This window comes from Algoriphagus sp. AGSA1 (assembly GCF_021390545.1).
Classification (GTDB): domain Bacteria; phylum Bacteroidota; class Bacteroidia; order Cytophagales; family Cyclobacteriaceae; genus Algoriphagus.
In genome coordinates this window covers 89,162-109,687 of record NZ_JAJUWR010000001.1, presented here as the reverse complement: position 1 = coordinate 109,687, position 20,526 = coordinate 89,162, and the positions used below count along the sequence as shown (strand labels likewise).

The following is a 20,526-nucleotide window of genomic DNA, read 5'->3' as shown; positions in this document are numbered from 1 at the left end:
GTTTTCTAAGGGGCAGATATCCTTCTCTTGTCCCGGACACTGCTTCTTGATACTTCATCACACCTTCCTTCACTCACTCTTCAAGCTATTCACCGGATTCATCAGCGCTGCTTTCACAGACTGAAAACTGATCGTCACCAAGGCTACGATTACCGCCAATACACCCGATACAAGGAAGATCCACCAATGTATAGAAACCTGATAGGCAAAGCCTTCCAACCATTTATTCATGGCATACCATGCAAGCGGAGTGGCAATGACAATAGCAATCAATACTAGCTTGATGAAATCTTTGGACAGCAAGCCTACAATGCTTCCGATGTTTGCACCCAATACCTTTCGGATTCCGATTTCCTTGGTTCGCTGCTCTGCGGTGTAGGTAGCAAGTCCCAATAGCCCAAGACAGGCGATCAAAATCGCCAGTACGGAGAAAGCGGTAAAGATCTGCCTGAACCTGAAATCTGATTCGTATTGCTTATTGAAATCCTCGTCAAGAAAACTGTAGATAAATGGCCTATGGGGAGCCAACTGCTTCCAAACTCCTTCAATCTGAGAAAGCGTGGCAGGCAAGTCTTCACCGGTCACTTTCAAGCTCATATACCTACTTGCATAGGCTTCAAAAGGCAAAGTCAAAGCCTCAACGGTATTATGCAAAGAGATATAATTAAAATCCTTTACCACTCCAATCACTTCCCCCGCCCTTCCCCACTGGTCAAATTTTTTCCCTATTATATCCGCGGGATTGGAATAACCATACTGCCTCGCAGCGGCTTCATTGATAACCAAAGCCGATGTGGAATCTGAGGGATAGTCTCTGGAATACGATCTTCCTGCCACCAACTCCAGACCATAATGATCGATGAAATCCAATCCTACCTGAAATACTGGCTGTGCCTGTCCGACCATCTCCCCATCAAGAGTTTCCAAAGTCGTATAGGCATTTGGAAAATGACTTCCCGGAACACTCCGTGAAAATGCCACTGAAAGAATAGCCGGGTTTTTCTCCAACTCACTTTCCAAGGACGAAGAGACATTATTCACCTGCTCATCATAATTGTAATCCACTACCACCATGTGCTCCTTATCAAAACCCATGTCCTTGTCCAGCAAGTGACTCATTTGAGTATAGACAATTATTGTCCCGGCAATCAGGGCGATAGATAAGCTGAATTGAAATACCACCAGTCCTTTTCGGAAATTAACCCCTCTGGCGTCTGATTTATTGATTCCTTTCAGTATCATCACCGGTCGGAAACCCGACAAAACCAGGGCGGGGTATGAACCTGCCAACAGTCCGATCACAAGCATGATCACGAGAAAAGCAGGAATTGTCTGCCAGTTGACTATTCGGCTGATTTCAAATACCTTTCCGGTCATATCGTTCATCAAAGGCATTGCGATGGTCGTCAAAATAATACCAACTACGGCTGCCAATACCACGATAATCAGTGATTCTCCCAAAAACTGAAATATCAAACTTCGGCGATCTGCCCCAATAGATTTACGGATACCGACTTCCTTGGCCCGCTCCATAGACCGGGCAGTGGAAAGGTTCATAAAATTGATCATCGCAATAGCCAGAATAAAGAGACCAATGATGGAGAACACATAAATATTTGAAAGTGAACCTGTGTCACCAGGTTGACGAAGGGCATCAGTTCTCAAGTACACATTTTTGAGTGGTTCAATCGCGATTGTATAGCCGTATCCGTTATCACCATTTCTTCGCTCAATAAAATCCGGAACCCTTGCATCAAAATTCGCCTTATCAAACTGATCATTCACCAAAAAATAAGTGTAAGTATCCACATATCCCCAGGCATCAAAAACATCAGGTCTGGACTGCTTGAAAGTGCTTAGGGACAATAGGGTATTGAACTTAAAATGAGAATTGGAAGGAAGGTCTTTCATAATTCCGGTCACGGTATAATCACCGGGATTTGATCTTCCCGCTGCTTCGCTTCCCTTCATTGTTTTTCCCAGAGCCTCCTCATTTCCAAAGTATTTTCTGGCAGTTGACTCGGTTAAGACCACACTAAATGGAGCTACTAGAGCCGTCTTGGGATCTCCTTCCAAAAGCTCCCAGCTAAAGACATCAAAAACCGTGGAATCCATAAAAAACACGCCATCTTCCTGCTGTGTCTCCTCACCTACGGTAAAAAGGATATCCGCCCTTCCTGAAAACTGAACTACCTTTTCGATCTCCGGAAAATCCAGCTGCAACGCAGGTCCGATAGGCGCATTCCCCCAAACCCAAAAAGTGGAAAGATCAGGTTCTACATTTTCCTGAGCTGCCCCGTGAATGACTCTAAAAATCCTATCTCCCTTTTCATGGTAGGTATCATAAGAAAGCTCATCCTGCACAAACATAAAAATGAGCACACAACAAGCCATCCCAATCCCCAAACCAATGATATTGATAAAGGAATAGACCTTTTTTTTGAGAAGATTTCTATAGGCGATTTTTAGGTAGTTTTTCCACATGATTAGAAGATTTTAAAGACTTGTCCGCCATGGCGGATTGGAAGATTAGGTGTTTAGAAGTTGGCAGGTGGTAAGGTTTTAAGGTTTTAAGGTTGGGAAGTCATTTCTCCATATTTATAATTTCTAATGTCCTGACTCTAAATTCATGGTTCATATAAAATCCCCCTGCCCCCTTTAATGAAAAACCTTTTTCAAGATGAATTTCGAAGTCCAAGGGGGAGTCGGCCAACGCTTCCGTCTCCGGTCTTGATACTTAAATCTTGCGGCTTCAATAAACAGATTGCCGCACTACTTCGTCGTTCTCAATGACGCTCCAAACTAATCTTGATTCTAGTCTCTTGATTCTAGATTCTGAATTCTTATGTCTAGATACTCTGTACTTGATACTAGCATCTAGCTACTCAATTAAACTCCAGATTGATGCTTCCCCCTGAACTCTGCATAGTCACAGGAACTCCACCTCCGTTGATTTTACCCAGAATCCTATCCTTTTTCACCTCTCCGCTGAAATTGGAAAGCTTGGAATTCACCCTTCCTCCACTCAGATCGAGATCCAACCCCAACCCATCTGGAACTACCGCCGTGATGCTTCCTCCACTGCTCTTCATGGTCAGTTGTTTTTCCACATTGGATAGTTGCGCACGGATAGATCCTCCACTGGTACTTGCGGAAATACTGCCATTGATCTCTGACAAATTCACACTGCCGCCTGAAGTATTTACATTCAAATCTCCCAAAAGTTGATTCACTTTGATGGATCCTCCGCTGGTTTGCACATCGATATTGCCTTCGAAATTCTCCACTCTGAATGAACCTCCGGAGCTGCGGGTTTTCACCTCTCCTCTGCTGTTCACTACCTGTATGCTCCCTCCACTCGTGTGAACTTCCTGACTACCATGTAGCCCATCGATAGCTATTGATCCGCCGGAGGATTGGAATTTGGAAGACATTTCTGTGGGCACTTGAATCTTAAATGAAAGATTCAATTTGCTTCGACCGCTGTTGTTTCTCTTTTTCACGATCACAGAGACCGTATTTCCACTCTGGCTGATGTCCAGGTTATAGTTGTCCAGTTCCCGCTCCACTTCAGCATCTTCCAGCTCCACTTGCTTGCCATTCAGCTTTACGTACATAGCTACGATCACTTGATTTCCACTTGCGCCTGTGACAGCAACTGACGCACCTGATGTTTCTACTTTGAGATTGCCTGCACCTGTGAGTGTGAACTCCTTAGTAAGGTAGGGATCGGCGCGAAAGGCTGCTGCGGCAAAGAGATCAGATGAAAAAACCGCAAGGGCCAGAACTGCGGATACTAGTAACTTTTTCATAACTGTTGGATTAAAGTGGATCAATAGGAATTCACCCTAATTCCACTTTTATGCCATGAAAAAGAAGGCTAATTACGCAAGGAAAGGCAATTTATGAGGTAAGTGCCTGATTTACACGGACAGTTTTGTCCGCTGTCGGGCAAAATACTCAAACCCTTTGAATTAAGAAGATGCAAATGCAGTAATAAAATGTCTCTGAGAATGATTCTAGTCACATTGTATTTTTGGTGTTACTCATAATAAAAATATCCTATAGGAACTTCCCTGTCCAAAAAATAACACAGTATCCGTTTATTCTCGTCATCCACACCAAAATATCGGATTTCATGCCCTGTTTCAATCACTTTCAATAAATTTCCCTCCAGGTCAAACGTCAATATCTTACTTTTTGATACACTCTTAGGCCCTTGATTTTCAACCAGCTCAAACCCCTCACTTCCCAAGTATGAGGTAAATATATACTTGTCTCCAATATGTACCTCTCCAAAAAACTTCAATTTTCGATTTTCGTTATCAAACTCCTTTTCACCTAGGATATGGTATTTGATTGTTCCATCAGCATTATATATGGTCAGAATGTCGTGGTTGATATGTGAAAGTGCCATGATATTATGCTTGTAGGAATAATCAAAAAACGCATTTGTCCTTTCGCCGATCAACTTTGGATGCTCGTCGCCAAACTTCTCAATTTTCCCAGTATTAATATTCCACCTGCCCAGACTAGCCCGAAAGGTACTGGGGCTGAGTACTTCCAGTCCTGTCCCGTATGCAACACTATCGGAGATAAATTTAAATCGTGACAGAAAAAAGTCATAGGCAAAAGGATTTGATACCGTAGGCAGATAGTTCTCGTTCATCAGCACCGAATCGATATTAAACTTGAACATTTTTAATTTTGGGAAATCCGGCATCCAAAATTCTTTCCCGCTTGAGGTAGCAGCAACTAATCCATATTGGGTTATTTGCCCAGGGCCTTCTCCCATAATACCTGTACTGCCCAAATAGGCTAAGCTATTTTTATCAAACAGGTAAATACCCCTATCAGCACTTGGCTTAAAGTCTGAAACAATCAGATAATTCCCTGTTATGGTTAGGGACGGGTTTGCCATAATTATCCCCGTTTCTAGGTCAGTAATTTTTGAACTAACTTCAATAACTTCTGCACTGCTAACTTTGAATTTTTTAATTTTTTCGTCTTGACAGCCATATAAAAATAGTGCTGACAACAAAAAGCTATAGATAAGTCTCATTTGTTAAAATATAAAATACTAAAGCCGCCTTAACAAAAAGTAAGGCGGCTATCAATCCATTAAGCATCCGAATCATCGCCCCAGTCGTATTCAGAAAAATTTTCATGATAGATATGACAGAAACACCCTTCGTCACCTTGTACACATCCGTTTGGACAATACGTAGAGGCTACAGCACTCGTTACGTTCCCCAACATTAGAGACCCCATGAGCGCAAGTGAGAAAACAGCTACAAATAGTTTAATTTTTGCTAACATAATATAATTATTTTAAGTTACACACCATACTGCATACGTTACAGTACAATCAAAAATGAACATGGCCATCAATATTTTTGATGATATCAATATATATATATATAAGACCAAATAACTAGTTAGATTTTTTTCTGGATAAATTTCAAACATCTGTAAATCAGGAATTTAAATTTTAAACTAGTCCATTTCCAATATAATGAGTAGGAAAGATCAACAGTTTCAGCACCCTGATCCATCCCATTTCAACCTTCAGATGACCAATGTGCCAAACGGCATAAAATATTGCTGAACCTTCATGATCATGGAAGTTTTAGAACTAACTTTCAACCTATATTCTCCTCTGAAAACTATACAATAAATAGAAAAGTGCGGGAAGTATAAAAACACTTCCGATCATCAGTGCCCAAGCAAGGGTGGAAATGGAGTTCTCAGGTGCGGCTGAATCCCAGTATCATTTGAAAATCAGATTTTTTAACTTCATTTTCTTCTGGCTCAGGGGAAATTATAGCCAACATAATAAATGTCAAATCCACCCTTACCTCCGGGTCTGTTTGATGAAAATAGTAACATGTCATTTTTGTAATCTATAAAAGACTCTAGAATAGGCCTATATTCATCCTGAGCGCTATTAATTTGATCGCCTAGATTTACCGGATCTGTCCAAGTTCCATTTTGAAAAATGGAGTAATAGAGGTCATATCCTCCAAATCCGCCACTACGATCTGATGCGAATAGGAGAATATTTTTATATACGAACGGAAAGTGATCATTGAAATCAGAATTAAGATTCAATTTCGAAGCTTCTGGAAACTCCTCTGATCTTAAAAATTCAAGAATTGAAATCCCATCTGGAATCTCAATCTGATAAATATCATATCCATCTCCCATATCAGCAGAAAAGATTACATTTTTGGGACTTCTTCCCTCTTCAATTTTCAGTGATTTTTGAAAATCCCCACCCATAAATGAGGGATACATTTCGGAACGGCTTTCCGACAAAAATTGAATAGATTCAGGTTCACTAAAAGTAGAATTAGAACCTTCGGCTATCTCTCTGACAAGTTTAATTTCAGTTTTTTCATCACATCTTCCAGAATAAAGCATTACCAGCTCTCCTGACTCATCATAAAATGAGTAAGGCCCTCGTTCATCACATAAAGAATTACTTGCCTTGGATATAGCTTTTTTCCTATTGTTTTCACCTTCGGACACAGAGAAGTTCAAACTGCCTGTCTCAGTGTCCCAAATTATATCCAACGTACTGACTTCTAGATCAAATTGATCTCCTGCGCTAGTTTGATTAGTCGAAAAAGTGAAAGCTACGGAATGGTACAATACATCAGAATCCATATTCATTTCATCATAAGGTGTATTTAGCAGTTCAAAATTTTGGACTTCCTCAGGAAATTCCCCGTTTGGAAAATTGTTTTTGGAGCCAAAGCAGGCTGAAAGCGCAAAAGTTATAAGAAAGAGGTATATTATCTTTTTCATGGCCTTATTCCTGAAATCATTTTTAACCCTGAACTATAATTATTGGAACTGCCAGAAGGTGTATATACTCCCGCAGCATACCAGCCATTGGCACCTCCATTCCAACCCCAATTCATATAATAATGCGTATATATCATAATATCACATCTATGTGTGTCGCAATTATATGAGCTGTAAGTGTTCTCATTGTAACCATCACAATTCCAAATATGCCATTCGCTAAGAATATTGTCATGGCCATAAAATATTGCCGGGTAGGATTGGGACAGCTCAAGTTTCAGGTTTGCTGGATTAAAATTTGAAATTGAACCACCATTGGACAGCCCCATTCCCTCTAGCGCATTTGGTATAGCGGTAGGCAAGGTCATACCATTACAGCCAAAAAATTCAAAAGCGTGTTTGCTTCATCCTTAATATCTATCATCAAAGAAGCTAAACTATAATCTGACGATGTGACAGGGGTGCAGCTATAATTAGAATACTGGGGCATACCCGAATAGCTATATGGTCCTGTCTGAAACCAATAGAGAGTTTGCGCAATTGCTACGGGACCGCAGCCAATCGGACTTCTCTGGCAAGTGCATGATGAATTTGAAGGAGCATGCCAGTTAGTTATACCTGATTGTCCCCATGATATGGAATTACTGAATAGTGGGCCCGAGGAGGAATTGGAGTATTGACACATGTATTGCCCAATAGTGTACCATTCTTCACAATTGGTGTTTTGGGTTCTTCCATTTATTTGCGAAGAGATTTCAGAAGTTGAAGCATACTTTACCCACTGTTCTTTAACTATAGGATGAATTTCATTTACTTCTAATCGAATTCTTTTCATTTCCGATTTAGCTTCCTCAAACCAAATCTTTAATCCATTAACGGAATTCATTTCAATGCCGCTCAGACTCCCTTTTTCCGAATAAGCAATAACAGGAACAGCTCTGAGATCGGCTGAAATCAATGCAAAGCCCTTATCGTCTTCATAGTTGATTACAAAAAAATCATCAATCTCTAAATCGGAACCTTTTATCGCTTCAATACTTCTAACTTTTCGAATCCCTTGCTTCGAATTTAGATTTTCATTAGATCTCCAAAATTTAACTCCAATTTCATTAGCAAAATCTTTTGAAACAGTGAATCGATCGTCAACCAATTTATTCAATGACTCAGCAATATTAACTTCATCCGGGATATCAACCTGAGCGCATGATTGGAAAATCAGAAACAAAATACTCAATTTGAAAATTCTTGTTTTCATTTGTAAAAATTGGTTTGGGCTATTACTAATTATTTCTTTAAAATAAGAAAAAAAAATAAGTTCAACAAATTTATCATATCCCATTGTCCTTCTGACTGCTAATTAATAGCTCCACTCAGCAAATATTCCCTAAAAGTGGTATTGTTTACGTAGGGCCTGCTGAAAAACACCAGTACTAGCTTAACCCCCTTCATATTGAATGATTAGCCCATTTTCATGCAAGCAGTTTCTCAGCAAGCCCTAAGTATTTTGGGATGGTAGAAAAAATGAGATTCTTTTACAAAGTTTACCATCGTCCTGTAAATGCCATTCATAATATATTAATATTCTATTCCATCAATTTAGGCTTCTGAAAACTATACAGTAAATAATACAATGCCGGTAATATAAAAACACTTCCGATCATCAGTGCCCAAGCAAGGGTGGAAATGGAGTTCTCAGGTGCGGCTGAATTAAACAGCGATAGGTTTTCACCGGATTTCACGATAATAATATCCGGATAATAATGATACCCAAAGGCCAACAATATCCCTGAAACCACAAAGCCTCCTAGGAATCGATCCAGTTTCCGGTTTCCCCTGCCCAACTTCAACCACAATAAAATCAATGCGGCAGTGGACAGCAACAATACCCCAATGGTGATCCACTCGGTCAGAATCAAATCTACCAAAGGAACATCCTCGATGATAGAGGAAATAAACACCAAGCCTCCTATCACTACAGTCAATATCATGAAAAGCCTTGCCTTCTTTATAATAAGGCTTCTTACCTCCGCCTTTCTTGCCTCACCTACCAAGAATACCGCTGCCAAAAATCCGCAGATAGCTACCGTGAACAGTCCAACCGACAGGCTAAAAAGATTAAACCAAGGATGAATATATGCCCCATAAAAAGTCCTGGCCTCAGGATCAATCTCCCCACCCACCGCGGCTCCAAAGGTCAAGCCCAGAAACAAAGGAGTGATAAAACTGGAATAGGTAAAAATGAGATTGTAAACCTTCTGCATTTCATCCTGATAGGCATCATAATGCCGGAAAACAAAGGCAGTGCCCCTACCGATAATCCCGATCAGCATCAGCGCCAAGGGAATATGCAAATGCACAGAAAGCATGGTATAGATCGGTGGAAAGCCTACAAAAAGGATGACTATGGTAATAATCAGCCACATGTGATTTGCCTCCCAGATCGGCCCAATGGTTTTGTACGTAGTGTCCCGGAATTTATCCCGCATGGATGAAGGAGTGAATATTTCCAATATTCCAGCCCCGAAGTCAGCCCCTCCCAGGATGACGTACATAACCAGGGACAAACAAAGAAATATGATGACAACGTACAACATAGGATCAGATTAAGAGTCGGTGGATGTACTGGGTTCCAAGGATGGCTTTTGGGAAACCGCCTTGATCTGCCGCACCAGCAAAAACCCAACTATAGCGGTCAGGGAAAGATAGATCGCAGTAAAGATGTAGAAGGAATATTGGATTCCTGGCATGGGCGTCACCGCATCTTTGGTGAGCATAATTTCATAGATAATCCAAGGCTGCCTTCCCACCTCAGTCACTGTCCATCCAGCTTCCAGGGCAATAAACCCTAAGGGAGTCGCCAAAGCAAAAAGCCAAAGAAACCAGGATTGTGCCTGCCAGCTTTCCTTCTTCCAGCTGGAGAAAAGATAGAGCAAACCTAGGCCGACCAGAATCATTCCCAATCCTACCATAATCTGAAAGGCAAAATGAGTAACCATGACGGGAGGATGATGCTCCTCGGGAAACTGATCCAAGCCAGCCACCTCAGCATTAAAATCCCCATGTGCCAGAAAGCTCAGGGCTCCGGGAATACGAATCGCATAATTCACCTCCTTGGCTTCCTCATCAGGAATCCCACCAATGATCAAATCCGCACCTTCTTCCGTATGGTAATGCGCTTCCATAGCAGCCAATTTTGCTGGCTGCCTTACTGCGATATCCTTTGCGGAAATATCTCCAGAAATAGGCTGGAGAATGGCCGCCACAGAGCCGAAAATTATGGCAATTTTAAATGCCTTTATATGAAATGCTTTGTTCTCTCCTTTCATTAATAAATAAGCGTGGATGCCAGCCACAGCAAACCCAGTAGCCACAAAAGCCGCCAGCGTCATGTGCAGGGCCTGGGTGAACCAGGCATCGTTGAACATGGCTGCGATTGGGTCAATATTCAGGAACTTCCCGTCCACATAATCAAAACCACTTGGACTGTTCATCCAACCATTGGCAGCCACTACCAATATCCCAGAGGCCAATCCACTTATGCCCACGACTACACCGGTAAACCAGTGAAACCAGGGATTGAATTTGCCCCAACCATACAGGAAAAAGCCAAGGGCGATGGCTTCAATAAAAAATGCCGTTCCTTCCAAAGAAAACGGCATTCCGAAAATAGGCCCTGCATGAAGCATAAACTCTGGCCATAGCAAACCCAATTCAAAAGAAAGCATGGTTCCCGATACGGCACCTGTGGCAAAAAAAATCGCCACTCCTTTACTCCAGGCCTTGGTCAGATCTCTGTAAACGGGATCCTTTGTCTTTAGGAATTTGAAATGGGAAGTTGCCATAAAAAAGGGCATCACCATCCCTATACAGGCAAAAATAATGTGAAACCCCAGCGAAAGGGCCATTTGGGATCTGGCGGCTAAAAGATCATCCATATTAATCTAAGCGGTTAGTCATTTCTGGCCTAAGCCTTACTATATGACGATTAAACTTCTCTAAAGACTGACGTGGTTTAGGCTAGATTAGTTCATCAGTGATGAGGATAATTTAGGATAAAAATAGCCCATAATTCTTTGAATTTCTAAGGTATTTCAGCACTTAACCTCACAATTAGTGAGTTATGTATAATCCCTCTATTGATCTCAATCAGATAAAATTGGTAACTTTTTAAAAATTAAATCAAAAACAGATCTTCATGTATATAAAAAGGTATTATAGTTTCTGGATGACCTTGCGCTGGTCCAAGTACTCCCTTATTTACGGATTGCTGTATTCCACCATAGTCATCGTCCTCTACGAGATCACAAAGATTCCTTTCTCCTTGCCATGGGAGCCTATTTCGGTCATAGGTATCGCGGTGGCGTTTTTCTTAGGTTTTAAAAACAACTCTTCCTACGACCGTAGTTGGGAGGCAAGGAAAATATGGGGAGCGATCGTGAATGACAGTAGAACTTTTGCTACAGGTATCCTGAGTTTGCCCGGTAAGGATATGCCCTATTCTGAAAAGCGAAAAATCATCCTTCGCCATCTGGCTTGGCTTTTGGCTCTAAAGCATGTGATGAGAAAAGAGAAAAGCTGGGAACATAATCTGCCGGTAAACAAGCTGAACTTCATTCCAAATTTCATCAAAGAATATAACGATGGCGTCTATGTTGAAATCGCAAAGTATCTGGATGAGGCAGAGCTGGAGACGATCAAGAACTATAGCAATATTCCTTCACAGCTGCTCAAAAAACAAAGCGAGGAGATCGGTTTCCTTCATGAACAGGGATATATCAGCGATTTCAAACAGGTCAGGCTTCATGAACTGTTAGGCAATCTCTACGCTGACCAGGGGATGAGTGAGCGGATCAAAAATTTTCCATTCCCCAGGCAATATGCATCTACCGGACTGTGGATCACTTACATTTTCTGCGCGTTGATCCCTTTTGGTCTGCTCGATATTTTTGCCCATTCCTCGGCTTTGCACTATTGGCTCACCATTCCTTTTTCTGCAATAATCATCTGGGTGTTTTTTGTGGTGGATAGAATCGGAGACTATTCTGAGAATCCCTTTGAAGGAGGATACAATGATGTGCCCATTTCTTCCATTGCGAGAGCTATAGAGATAGATTTGTTGGAAATGCTGGACGAAAAAGGTATTCCGCCGCCATATCAGACAGATAATGGCTTTTTGATGTAACTGAATTCTAAAGTGGTAAGGTTATATGGTGGTAAGGTGCAAAAAATCCTAAATGAAATGAGAAGACTAGTCACCGAAGTGTCCCAAAAGCTAGGGTGGTGAAGATCTAGGACGAAACTTCTAATACAAATCCTCTCTCCTTTTTATAGCTAAAAAATCCAAGATTCATTAAGAAATCTAAGGGTGTTTCTCTCAACTAAATTCACCTCCAAATCAAAGAATCATACACTGAAAATTGTGGTCTCCGTGTAAACCTCCGCGAGCCCTGTGGTAAAAATCCTGTGCGTAAAAAATCCCCCAAACTTTCGCGTGGGGGACTATCCAAATGGTATTGACTTTTTATCTCTTTCTTAAACTGCTGGATCCAGAAGTCTTGATATCACCTAAGGTGGGAGATCCGGTGTAAGTCACATCACCAGATCCCGAAGCGCTTAGGGACACCTTTCCTAAATCTCCTACATGTGTATCTCCAGAACCTGACTTACTGACCACTAAGTCACCTATGGCAAGTCTTTCTCCATGAAAATCCCCGGAGCCAGACTGCTTGATTTCCGCTCGCTCCACAGATCCGCCCTGGATTTTCAGATCAGCTGAGCCTGATATAGAAACTGACAATTCCTCAGCTTCCAGCTTGTCCATAAGTATATCTCCAGAACCTGAGAGTCCGGCAGAAAACTTTTCCGAACTTACCGGAGATGTCACTTCCATAGTCCCTGACCCGGAACATCTGATCCCATCCAGCTCCTTATACGTGATGTAAAACTTAAGTTTGACATTGTTATAGTTCCCCTTAACCAATCCCACACTTAATACGTCTCCATCAATCTCAGTTCTGACTTTGTCCAAATCCACACCTCTGGCTTCTATCCTTACTTCCTCTTTGCTTCCTTCAGTGAGAATCACTTCCCAGCTGCCTCCGGAATGTACTTTGGTAAAGTGACCCGGAGTCCGGGTTTCTGTCTGTTGTGCCTGCACACAAGATGCCATCACCATTGTGGTAAGTGCAAATGCTAAGATTTTTGAATAGATTTTCATGGTATTGAAATTGAAAGATTGTAAAATTTTAAATACTTGTCCGCTGTGGTAGATTGGAAAATTACCGAGTTCTGAAGGTTGTAAAGTTGAGAGGTTGTAAAGTGCTAAGTTTAAGTTCTAAACAAACCATAAATCGCTCTCTCATAATAATAGATGCAAATTTTCTTCTCAGAGTTGCACTAACACCTAAATTTCGGCTTTTTTTAATACTTGATTCTTGATTCTGTGCCACCGTTCGTGTGACACGAACGGCATCTGTGGATTGAAGACTGTTAACTGCGGAGTACTCCCGACAACTATAGTACTTCTCTTTAACTCTTGGTTCTTGACTCCTGGTTCTAAAATCTTGCTACTAGATACTTGCTACTAATCACTTCGCCCCCGTTCGTGTCACACGAACGGCATCCGTGGACTGTAGCTGCGGTCTCCCTCCAACTTTATGGTAAGGATATTTTATGATAATTACTCTACCCCTCTTTCAGAGCTTCGCTTGTACTTCTCCTAGTGAACCCAGCCCGGTAGGCTGGGCTTTGATAATTCGGGCCTTCAGCCCTTTGAATCCATTTCACTACTGGTTGTGGATTGTTCCATACAATTATGACATATCATTAGAAACTTAGATTTTGACTCTTGATTCTTTGTTCTAAAATCTTGATTCTTGGCTCTTGATTCTTGGCTCTTGACTCTTGACTCTAGCATCTTGATACTTGCTACTAGATACCAAAACATCACTCGATCACTTCGCCACCGTTCGTGTCACACGAACGGAAACTGGGGAGTACTCCCGACAACTATGGCACTTGTCTTTAACACTTGGTTCTTGGCTCTTGATTCTAAAATCTTGACTCCTACCTTCGGCAGGCAAGCTTGACTCTGATATCTTGATACTAGATACTTGCTACTATAAAATCACTCGCTCTTAATACTCCTCACCGGATCAGCCCAGGCAGCTTTTAATGACTGGGACATCACAGTAGCCGCGGCGATTGCGCCCGCTATCAGACCTGCCCACAAAAACACCGTCCAGCTGATTCCTATTTTATATGCAAAATCTTCCAGCCAGCTGGACATCCCAAACCAGGATATTGGAATAGCGATCAGAAATCCGATCAAAACCAATTTTAGAAAATCCTTACCCAGCAAAATCAGGATATTCATGGTTTCTGCTCCCATTACTTTTCTGATACCGATTTCGCGTGTACGCTGCTGGGTGGCGAAGGTGGTAAGGCCTAATAAGCCAAGTATGGAAATAATTACCGCCAACCCGGAGAAGAAGGTAAAGATTACTTTGACCCGCTGTTCGGCTTCATATTGCCTATTGAAGCCCTCATCTACATACAGCGGTTCAAACGGAAAATCAGGTCTCAATGCCGCCCATTCCTCTTTCAGATAGGCCAAAACCTGCTCTTTGTTTTCGGCATCTATTTTAACGCTGACCCGGTTATTCCTGTCTTGGGATATCATAAATACGATGGGCACGATAGGCTGGTGCAGGGATTCAAAATGGAAATTTTTCATCACCCCCGTCACAAACCCTCGCCGACCACCATAGTGGAATTTCTTACCTACAGCCTCTTCCGGACTGGACCAGCCTATTTCCTGAACGGCAACTTCATTCAAAATAAAAGCCTCCGTAGAATCACTTGCCAGATTGAAATCAAAATTCCTTCCCGACACAACCGGGATCCGGTAAGTATCCAGAAAATTATGGCTAACATGAATATCCGCAATACGCACGTCTATCTGGCTCATTTCTCCATCAACCTCCGCAGTGCCTCCCTGAGAATCCAAAAGCCTTGCTGATGGCACCCTGCTGGAAATGCTGACCGCTTGTATCCCCTGCTGCCTTTCTAATCTGTCTTTGATAATCTGGTAATTCTGCTCAATTGCCGGACTGGAAGGAAGAACTACAATATCCTCCTTTTCAAATCCCAAATCCTTGTTTTGCATAAAATCCAACTGCCGTATCACCACCAGAACAGCGACGATCAACACAACAGAGACAGCAAACTGCCCAACCACCAATATGGAGCGGAATTGTTCATGTCCTTTACCGGCTTTAAAGGCACCCTTGAGAACTTTGGCAGGAGAAAAACCTGAAAGAAACAGAGCTGGGTAACTGCCTGAGATCAGCCCTACAAAGACAATAAGACCAGCTATTCCAACTATGAATTCCGGATTTCGGATAAAGTTCAGACTAAGCTCCTTGTCCGTGAAATTGGAAAATATTGGTAAAAAGAGATAAACCAATACAAGAGCAAATACCATGGAGATAATCGTCATCATAAAAGACTCTCCCATGAATTGCCGGATCAGACGACTTTTGTCCGCTCCCATTACTTTGCGCAAACCTACTTCCATAGAGCGCATGGAGGATCGCGCGGTGGACAGATTCATGAAATTGATACAGGCAATCAACAGGATAAACAACGCAACAGCCAGATAAACATAGACATAATCGATGTTCCCATTGGCCTCGATCTCGGAATCCAGATTGGAGTATAGATGGATGTCCTCCAGTGGCCACAGGGTCAAGGCCGTGGTTTTGGACATGGGGATACCTGCCTGTGCTTCTCCCATATTGCGGTCAATCATAGAAGGGAAGAGGGCTTCCAACCCCTTATAATCATATCCTTCCTTTAGAAGTACATAGGTGGAAAAATTATTGGAGCCAAAGTTTTTCATAAAAGGCTCCAAGCCTCCGTAAAACTGGACCACGGGATTCATGGACGCGATAAAATCCGGATGCATATGCGAGTTGTCAGGAATGTTCTCAAAAACCCCACGTACCTGAAAAGTCATTTCCATTCCGTCAACCTCTGCCAGCAATTCCTTCCCCATCGCCTTGGTGTCCCCAAAATATTTTATGGCCATATCCTCAGAGATCAACACCCCGTCAGAATCTTTCAGGCTTGCAATAGGATCGCCCTCCAGCATCTTCCAGGAAAAGACCTCAAACACTTCGGGATCAGCAAAGAAAAACTCATCCTCCACAAAGGAATTTTCATCCGATTTGATCAAAAGCCCCGCATTAAAAAAACGGACTACTTCCTCTACCTGATCTTCAAAATCCGACTTGATCAGCGGGCCAAAAGGAGGAGCCAAATGACCTAAATGCAAGCTAATCTCCCCGTTGGCATTGGTCCAGCTTCTGGACACTCTATAAATCCGCTCAGATTTGGCATGATAAGTATCATAGCTCAATTCGTGCTGGACAAAAAGAAAAATCAGGATACTCACAGCCATCCCCACTGCCAGTCCAAACACATTGATAAACATGTATAGTGGGTTTTTCTTTGTGTTTCGGATCAGTATTTTAAGGTAGTTTCTGAGCATGACTTGTTTGCGTTGAAAGATTAATTTAGAGCTGGAAGGTCGTAAAGTTTTAAGGCCCTAAAGTTGATAAGGCGTCTATTGTAAATTGTGTGAGACTGAGCGGAGTCGAAGTCTTTTCTCTTAATACTTTTACTTCCCCCATGCTATTTTTTTCTATACGTCTTCTTTCTAGCCTCTTGGTTCTTGGCGCTCGGCTCTTGGTTCTTGATACTTGATACTCGCTACTTACTACCAGCTACCTCTTAATCACCTTGCTAGAACCTGAGCTTGCTATTTTCTTATTGTCCGGATTGCCTTTATAATACACATTGCCGGACCCAGAAGAACCAACCGTTAGTTTTTCGTTTGCTCCGATAGAGGTGTTCCCTGAGCCAGACTTGCCGATTTTCACAGTATTGGCCATTACTTCCAGTCCATTGAAATCGCCTGACCCCGACTGTCCTATATTGGCAGTATCCGCGTTTCCACCTTCTATATACATATTGCCTGAACCACTCATCCCCACATTCAGATGTCCCACATTAATACTTTTTAGCTTTACATCTCCACTTCCGGATTGACCGATGTTGAGTTTGTCAGCATTGATATTGGACTCTACCGTCATATTACCAGAGCCGCCTGAGCCGATATTTTCAAGTTCCCGTACTGTCACGTACGCGTCAAAATTCACATTTCTATAGTTACCCTTTTCCAGCTTAATTTCCAGCTTACCTTTATTTACTTCTGTGATTACTTTGTTAAGGTCAAAGCCATTTGATTCCAGCCTTACTTCGTCTTTGGAACCTATGGTGATATATACATTCCAGCTTCCGCTGGATTCCACACCCGTGAAGGCTCCAGGTGTTCTGGTTTCTGATTGTGCCTGCGCCGTAGTGCCCATCAAAAAAAGCAGGAGAACAAGTGAGGCAAGTTTAGAGAAGTTCATGACAGATTGATTTTAAGTACAAATTAGACCAGACCTTTTTCAGAGATTATGCCAAGGCCAAAAAATGCTTTTAAAGCATATTTAACAGTTTTTTGCTTTTAGTCCCCTGTCCGAAGCAATATGATTTTGTGCGAAGACGGACGTTTTTATCACCTAACAAAGCTAAATGTTTGCCCCCTGAAAAAAGCAATCGCTGAAGTCTTTGGAATAAACACTAGCATTTTCCCTATAAAACAATTTGCATTCTGGGCATTTGATTTTTAGACGAGCAAATGCATCTTTACCAAATCATCCTTTCTATCCTTTAAGGATAGTTGCCCTCTAAAATCTATTTATGATTCCTCACTTTCTGGTTTGGATTTTACCTCTCGTAGTGCCTGTCCAGCATTCGCAGACAGATAGCCTGAAGATGATTGTAGCCCAGACTGATAATGATTCTATCAAAGCCACAAGTCTCCTTAGTCTGAGTAAGCTCTACTATACGTTCGATCAGGACACGGCCATACTTTATGGTAAAGAAGCCAGCTTACTTGCCAAAAAAAACGGTTTTCGAAAAATTGAAGCAAATTCACTGAACATCCTGGGCGTTTCCTATCTGATTAAGGCGGAGTATGAAAATGCGCTCAGCACCCACCTCGAGGCTCTGGATATCCGGGAGTCTATACGGGATACGGTGGGACTGATAGAGACTACGATGAACCTTGGCAATATCTACTATCGCCTTCAAGAGCTGGAAAAAGCTGTTCTTCAGTACGAAAAATCCTTGGCATTGGCGCAGTTGATCAAGCATGAGCGGGCCATGAGCTTGCTATATAACAATCTGGGCAGCTATTTTTTAGACAGGTGGCTGTCTTATAAGGAAAAAGAGGATTTTGCAAGTGCTAAGCAATATCTGGAAAATTCCAAGGCGATAAAAGAAAAGCTGAACGATACACGCAGCCTCACCAATACCCTTCTCCAACTTGGAGAACTGCACTATGAGTCTGGGGAGAAATCGAAAGGAATCCAATTCCTCACCGAAGCATTGGAAATCGCAGAAGAAACGAACAATATTGAAGGAAAACTCTCTTCCCTGTCAACTCTTTCTGATTACCACAGAGATAATAATTCCCTAGCTCAGGCATTGGAATATGCCACTGAGGCGTATGAATTGGCACTGGAAACCAAGTCAAACTATCGGATAAGTATAGCTGCCAGTAAAATGGCTCACTTGTCTGCCCTGAATAAGGATTTCGAAAAAGCCTACGAATATCAGCGTATAAATGAATCCAGCACTGATTCGATTTTCAATGATTCCAGACAGAAAATCCGGGCAGAACTAGAAATCCAATATGAAAGTGAAAAAAAAGAGCTGGAAAATCAGAAGTTGATCAAAGAGCAGGAACTTGCGGCATTGGCACTCACAAGAAAAAATGAGCTGCTGATCATCTCAGTTGTGGTCGCCGCGTTGCTAGTCGCACTTGTCTGGTACCAGAGGAAGACCAATCTGAAATTACATGCCGCACATAAAGAGCTGAAAGCGATAAATGATAAAGTTCAATCGCAATACCAGCAGATACATGAGCAATCAGAGGAGCTTAACAGCACAAATCTTAAATTAAAAGCAGCAAACGACTTCCGCGACAAGCTGTTCTCCATTATTTCACACGACCTGCGCACCCCATTCTCTTCTCTCAATGCCTCATTGGATCTTTGGCACTCAGGTGATCTGAGCAAAAATGAGTTAGACTATATTTTATCCACTATTGCCATTGATGCGCAATCAGCCTCTAGCCTACTTTCCAACTTACTTACCTGGGCCCGTACACAGATGAGTTCAGATGAGGTAAAGTTTTCTGAAGTCAACCTGTCAGAGCTTATTGCTGAAAACCAACACCTCTTAATCAGACAGCTTGAGCAGAAACATCTTATTTTAGAGAATAATATCCCAACCGGGTTTATTATTATCACGGATAGAGACAGGTTAAACTTTATCATTAGAAACATCCTTTCCAATTCCATCAAGTTCACTTCTTCAGGTGGGCAAATCTCAGTAACCCTAGATCCTGATGATTCAAAGGCAATCCTGATCGAGGATAGTGGGGTAGGCATGAACTCGACTCAAATTGCCAGTTTGTTCAATAAAAAACAATACTCAACTACCGGCACCCATGGCGAGCAAGGAACCGGAATAGGATTGATGCTGTGCAAAGATTTTGCAGACAGTATCGGAGCCACTATCACTGTGAGTAGCGAGGAAGGAAACAGCACTAGCTTCAAGATTGCCTTTGCGTAATCAGTCCATTGAAAATCTACATGAAGAGGACTGTCTTAATCCTCGAACACCTACCAAACGGCAGTCAGGTCTGCGCCCTTTTCTGTGTAAATCTGCGGGAAACCGGCAACCTTTCAAGCATACTCTAGAGCCCGCAAATTCAGAAACGAAGTAAAATTGTAAAATCCGCGAACATCTGCGACCTTTTCTGCGAATATCAGCGGGAAACTGATACTATTAAAAAAAGCCAGCCGCCTTACGGCGACCGGCCCACATTGTATCCCCTATGCTAAAGATTTACAATGTTTTTCCTTCTACCTGAGTGTAAAGCAACTCAGGAATCCCAACGGTTTTTGCCCCAATCCTCACGAAGATTTCATTACGTCCGGCAAGCGCGGCAGGGATTGGAACTTCCACGGTCACGGTACTTCCCAGTTCTATTTCGCCTGCTGGAATTATAAAATCCCCTTCATTCCGCACTGCATCAGTAAGACTGGTTCGCCCCATATAGATCGCCGCAAATTCCAGATTACGGTTGGTATTGATTCCGTTGATAGTGAAAGTCACAGATAAATTGTTTCCGTTCACACTCACGCTGGGATTGCTCACCACATAATAAGGCTGCACTTCCACATCTATCATCTGGGAGCCTCTCACCTGCACGTCAATGGAATCCGTTCTGTCCATCCAAGGTCCGTTTCCACGAATCAGGGTCATTTTATAGTCTCCATCAAAAAGGACTGCCGAGAAGGTGCCATCCTGGGCCACATACACGGGGATCTTTTGGAAAAGGTCGTAGCCATGCTGCCAAAGCTCCAGCTCCACCCCCTGGCTTCTCAGCCCTAGCGCTTCACCATTATACACTACCCTACCCTCAAGAGTGGATTTCGGTTCTTCGAAATTATCAAGTTCACAACTGGCGGCCACAAGGCCGATCAGCAGGATCAAATAAGATTTTAAATAGTTCAATTTCATAGCTTCTCC

14 protein-coding genes are annotated in these 20,526 nt (G+C 42.3%); 2 read left to right on the top strand and 12 right to left on the bottom strand.

Annotated features, from left to right (window positions below):
• Positions 1 to 69 precede the first annotated feature (69 nt).
• The 8 genes from LZF95_RS00370 to LZF95_RS00335 form a co-directional block, all read right to left on the bottom strand.
• Positions 70 to 2,484, bottom strand: coding sequence for an ABC transporter permease (locus tag LZF95_RS00370; protein ID WP_233752931.1), 2,415 nt, complete (start codon positions 2,482 to 2,484; stop codon positions 70 to 72).
• Between the two features lie 401 nt (positions 2,485 to 2,885).
• Complete coding sequence (locus tag LZF95_RS00365) at positions 2,886 to 3,812, bottom strand: DUF4097 domain-containing protein (protein ID WP_233752930.1); 927 nt, start codon at positions 3,810 to 3,812, stop codon at positions 2,886 to 2,888.
• A gap of 230 nt (positions 3,813 to 4,042) precedes the next feature.
• Entirely contained in the window at positions 4,043 to 4,921 is an 879-nt protein-coding gene (locus LZF95_RS00360; protein ID WP_233752929.1) for a BF3164 family lipoprotein, read from the bottom strand.
• Positions 4,922 to 5,811: 890 nt separating this feature from the next.
• Positions 5,812 to 6,810, bottom strand: coding sequence for a membrane lipoprotein lipid attachment site-containing protein (locus LZF95_RS00355; RefSeq protein WP_233752928.1), 999 nt, complete (start codon positions 6,808 to 6,810; stop codon positions 5,812 to 5,814).
• On the bottom strand, positions 6,807 to 7,178 hold the full coding sequence (locus tag LZF95_RS00350; RefSeq protein WP_233752927.1) for a C10 family peptidase: 372 nt from the start codon (positions 7,176 to 7,178) through the stop codon (positions 6,807 to 6,809). Before LZF95_RS00350 ends, LZF95_RS00355 begins: the two co-directional genes overlap by 4 nt.
• Positions 7,175 to 8,065, bottom strand: a complete 891-nt coding sequence (locus LZF95_RS00345) for a Spi family protease inhibitor (RefSeq protein WP_233752926.1) — start codon at positions 8,063 to 8,065, stop codon at positions 7,175 to 7,177. The genes LZF95_RS00350 and LZF95_RS00345 overlap by 4 nt, the downstream gene beginning before the upstream one ends.
• 328 nt (positions 8,066 to 8,393) lie before the next feature.
• A complete protein-coding gene (locus LZF95_RS00340) occupies positions 8,394 to 9,404 on the bottom strand; it encodes a cytochrome d ubiquinol oxidase subunit II (protein WP_262912206.1) in 1,011 nt (336 codons plus the stop codon).
• A 9-nt stretch (positions 9,405 to 9,413) separates the two neighbouring features.
• The gene (locus tag LZF95_RS00335) at positions 9,414 to 10,745 is read right to left on the bottom strand and encodes a cytochrome ubiquinol oxidase subunit I (protein WP_233752924.1); all 1,332 of its coding nucleotides are present in this window, start codon (positions 10,743 to 10,745) and stop codon (positions 9,414 to 9,416) included.
• 260 nt (positions 10,746 to 11,005) lie between these two features.
• On the opposite strand from LZF95_RS00335, the gene LZF95_RS00330 reads away from it, so the two are divergent.
• The gene (locus LZF95_RS00330) at positions 11,006 to 11,992 is read left to right on the top strand and encodes a bestrophin family protein (RefSeq protein WP_233752923.1); all 987 of its coding nucleotides are present in this window, start codon (positions 11,006 to 11,008) and stop codon (positions 11,990 to 11,992) included.
• Between the two features lie 339 nt (positions 11,993 to 12,331).
• Here LZF95_RS00330 and LZF95_RS00325 read toward each other — a convergent pair whose 3' ends face one another.
• From LZF95_RS00325 to LZF95_RS00315, 3 genes are all read right to left on the bottom strand, one after another.
• Positions 12,332 to 13,027 (bottom strand): head GIN domain-containing protein, encoded by a 696-nt coding sequence (locus LZF95_RS00325; protein WP_233752922.1) that lies wholly within the window; start codon positions 13,025 to 13,027, stop codon positions 12,332 to 12,334.
• Positions 13,028 to 13,936: 909 nt separating this feature from the next.
• A complete protein-coding gene (locus LZF95_RS00320; RefSeq protein WP_233752921.1) occupies positions 13,937 to 16,363 on the bottom strand; it encodes an ABC transporter permease in 2,427 nt (808 codons plus the stop codon).
• Between the two features lie 235 nt (positions 16,364 to 16,598).
• On the bottom strand, positions 16,599 to 17,288 hold the full coding sequence (locus LZF95_RS00315) for a head GIN domain-containing protein (protein WP_233752920.1): 690 nt from the start codon (positions 17,286 to 17,288) through the stop codon (positions 16,599 to 16,601).
• Positions 17,289 to 17,622: 334 nt separating this feature from the next.
• Between LZF95_RS00315 and LZF95_RS00310 the strand changes: the two genes are divergently transcribed.
• Positions 17,623 to 19,563 carry a tetratricopeptide repeat-containing sensor histidine kinase gene (locus LZF95_RS00310; RefSeq protein WP_233752919.1) on the top strand — a complete coding sequence of 647 codons (1,941 nt, stop codon included), beginning with the start codon at positions 17,623 to 17,625 and terminating at the stop codon, positions 19,561 to 19,563.
• 276 nt (positions 19,564 to 19,839) lie between these two features.
• On the opposite strand, the gene LZF95_RS00305 is transcribed toward LZF95_RS00310, so the two are convergent.
• A complete protein-coding gene (locus tag LZF95_RS00305) occupies positions 19,840 to 20,517 on the bottom strand; it encodes a DUF3823 domain-containing protein (protein WP_233752918.1) in 678 nt (225 codons plus the stop codon).
• Between the last annotated feature and the right edge of the window lie 9 nt (positions 20,518 to 20,526).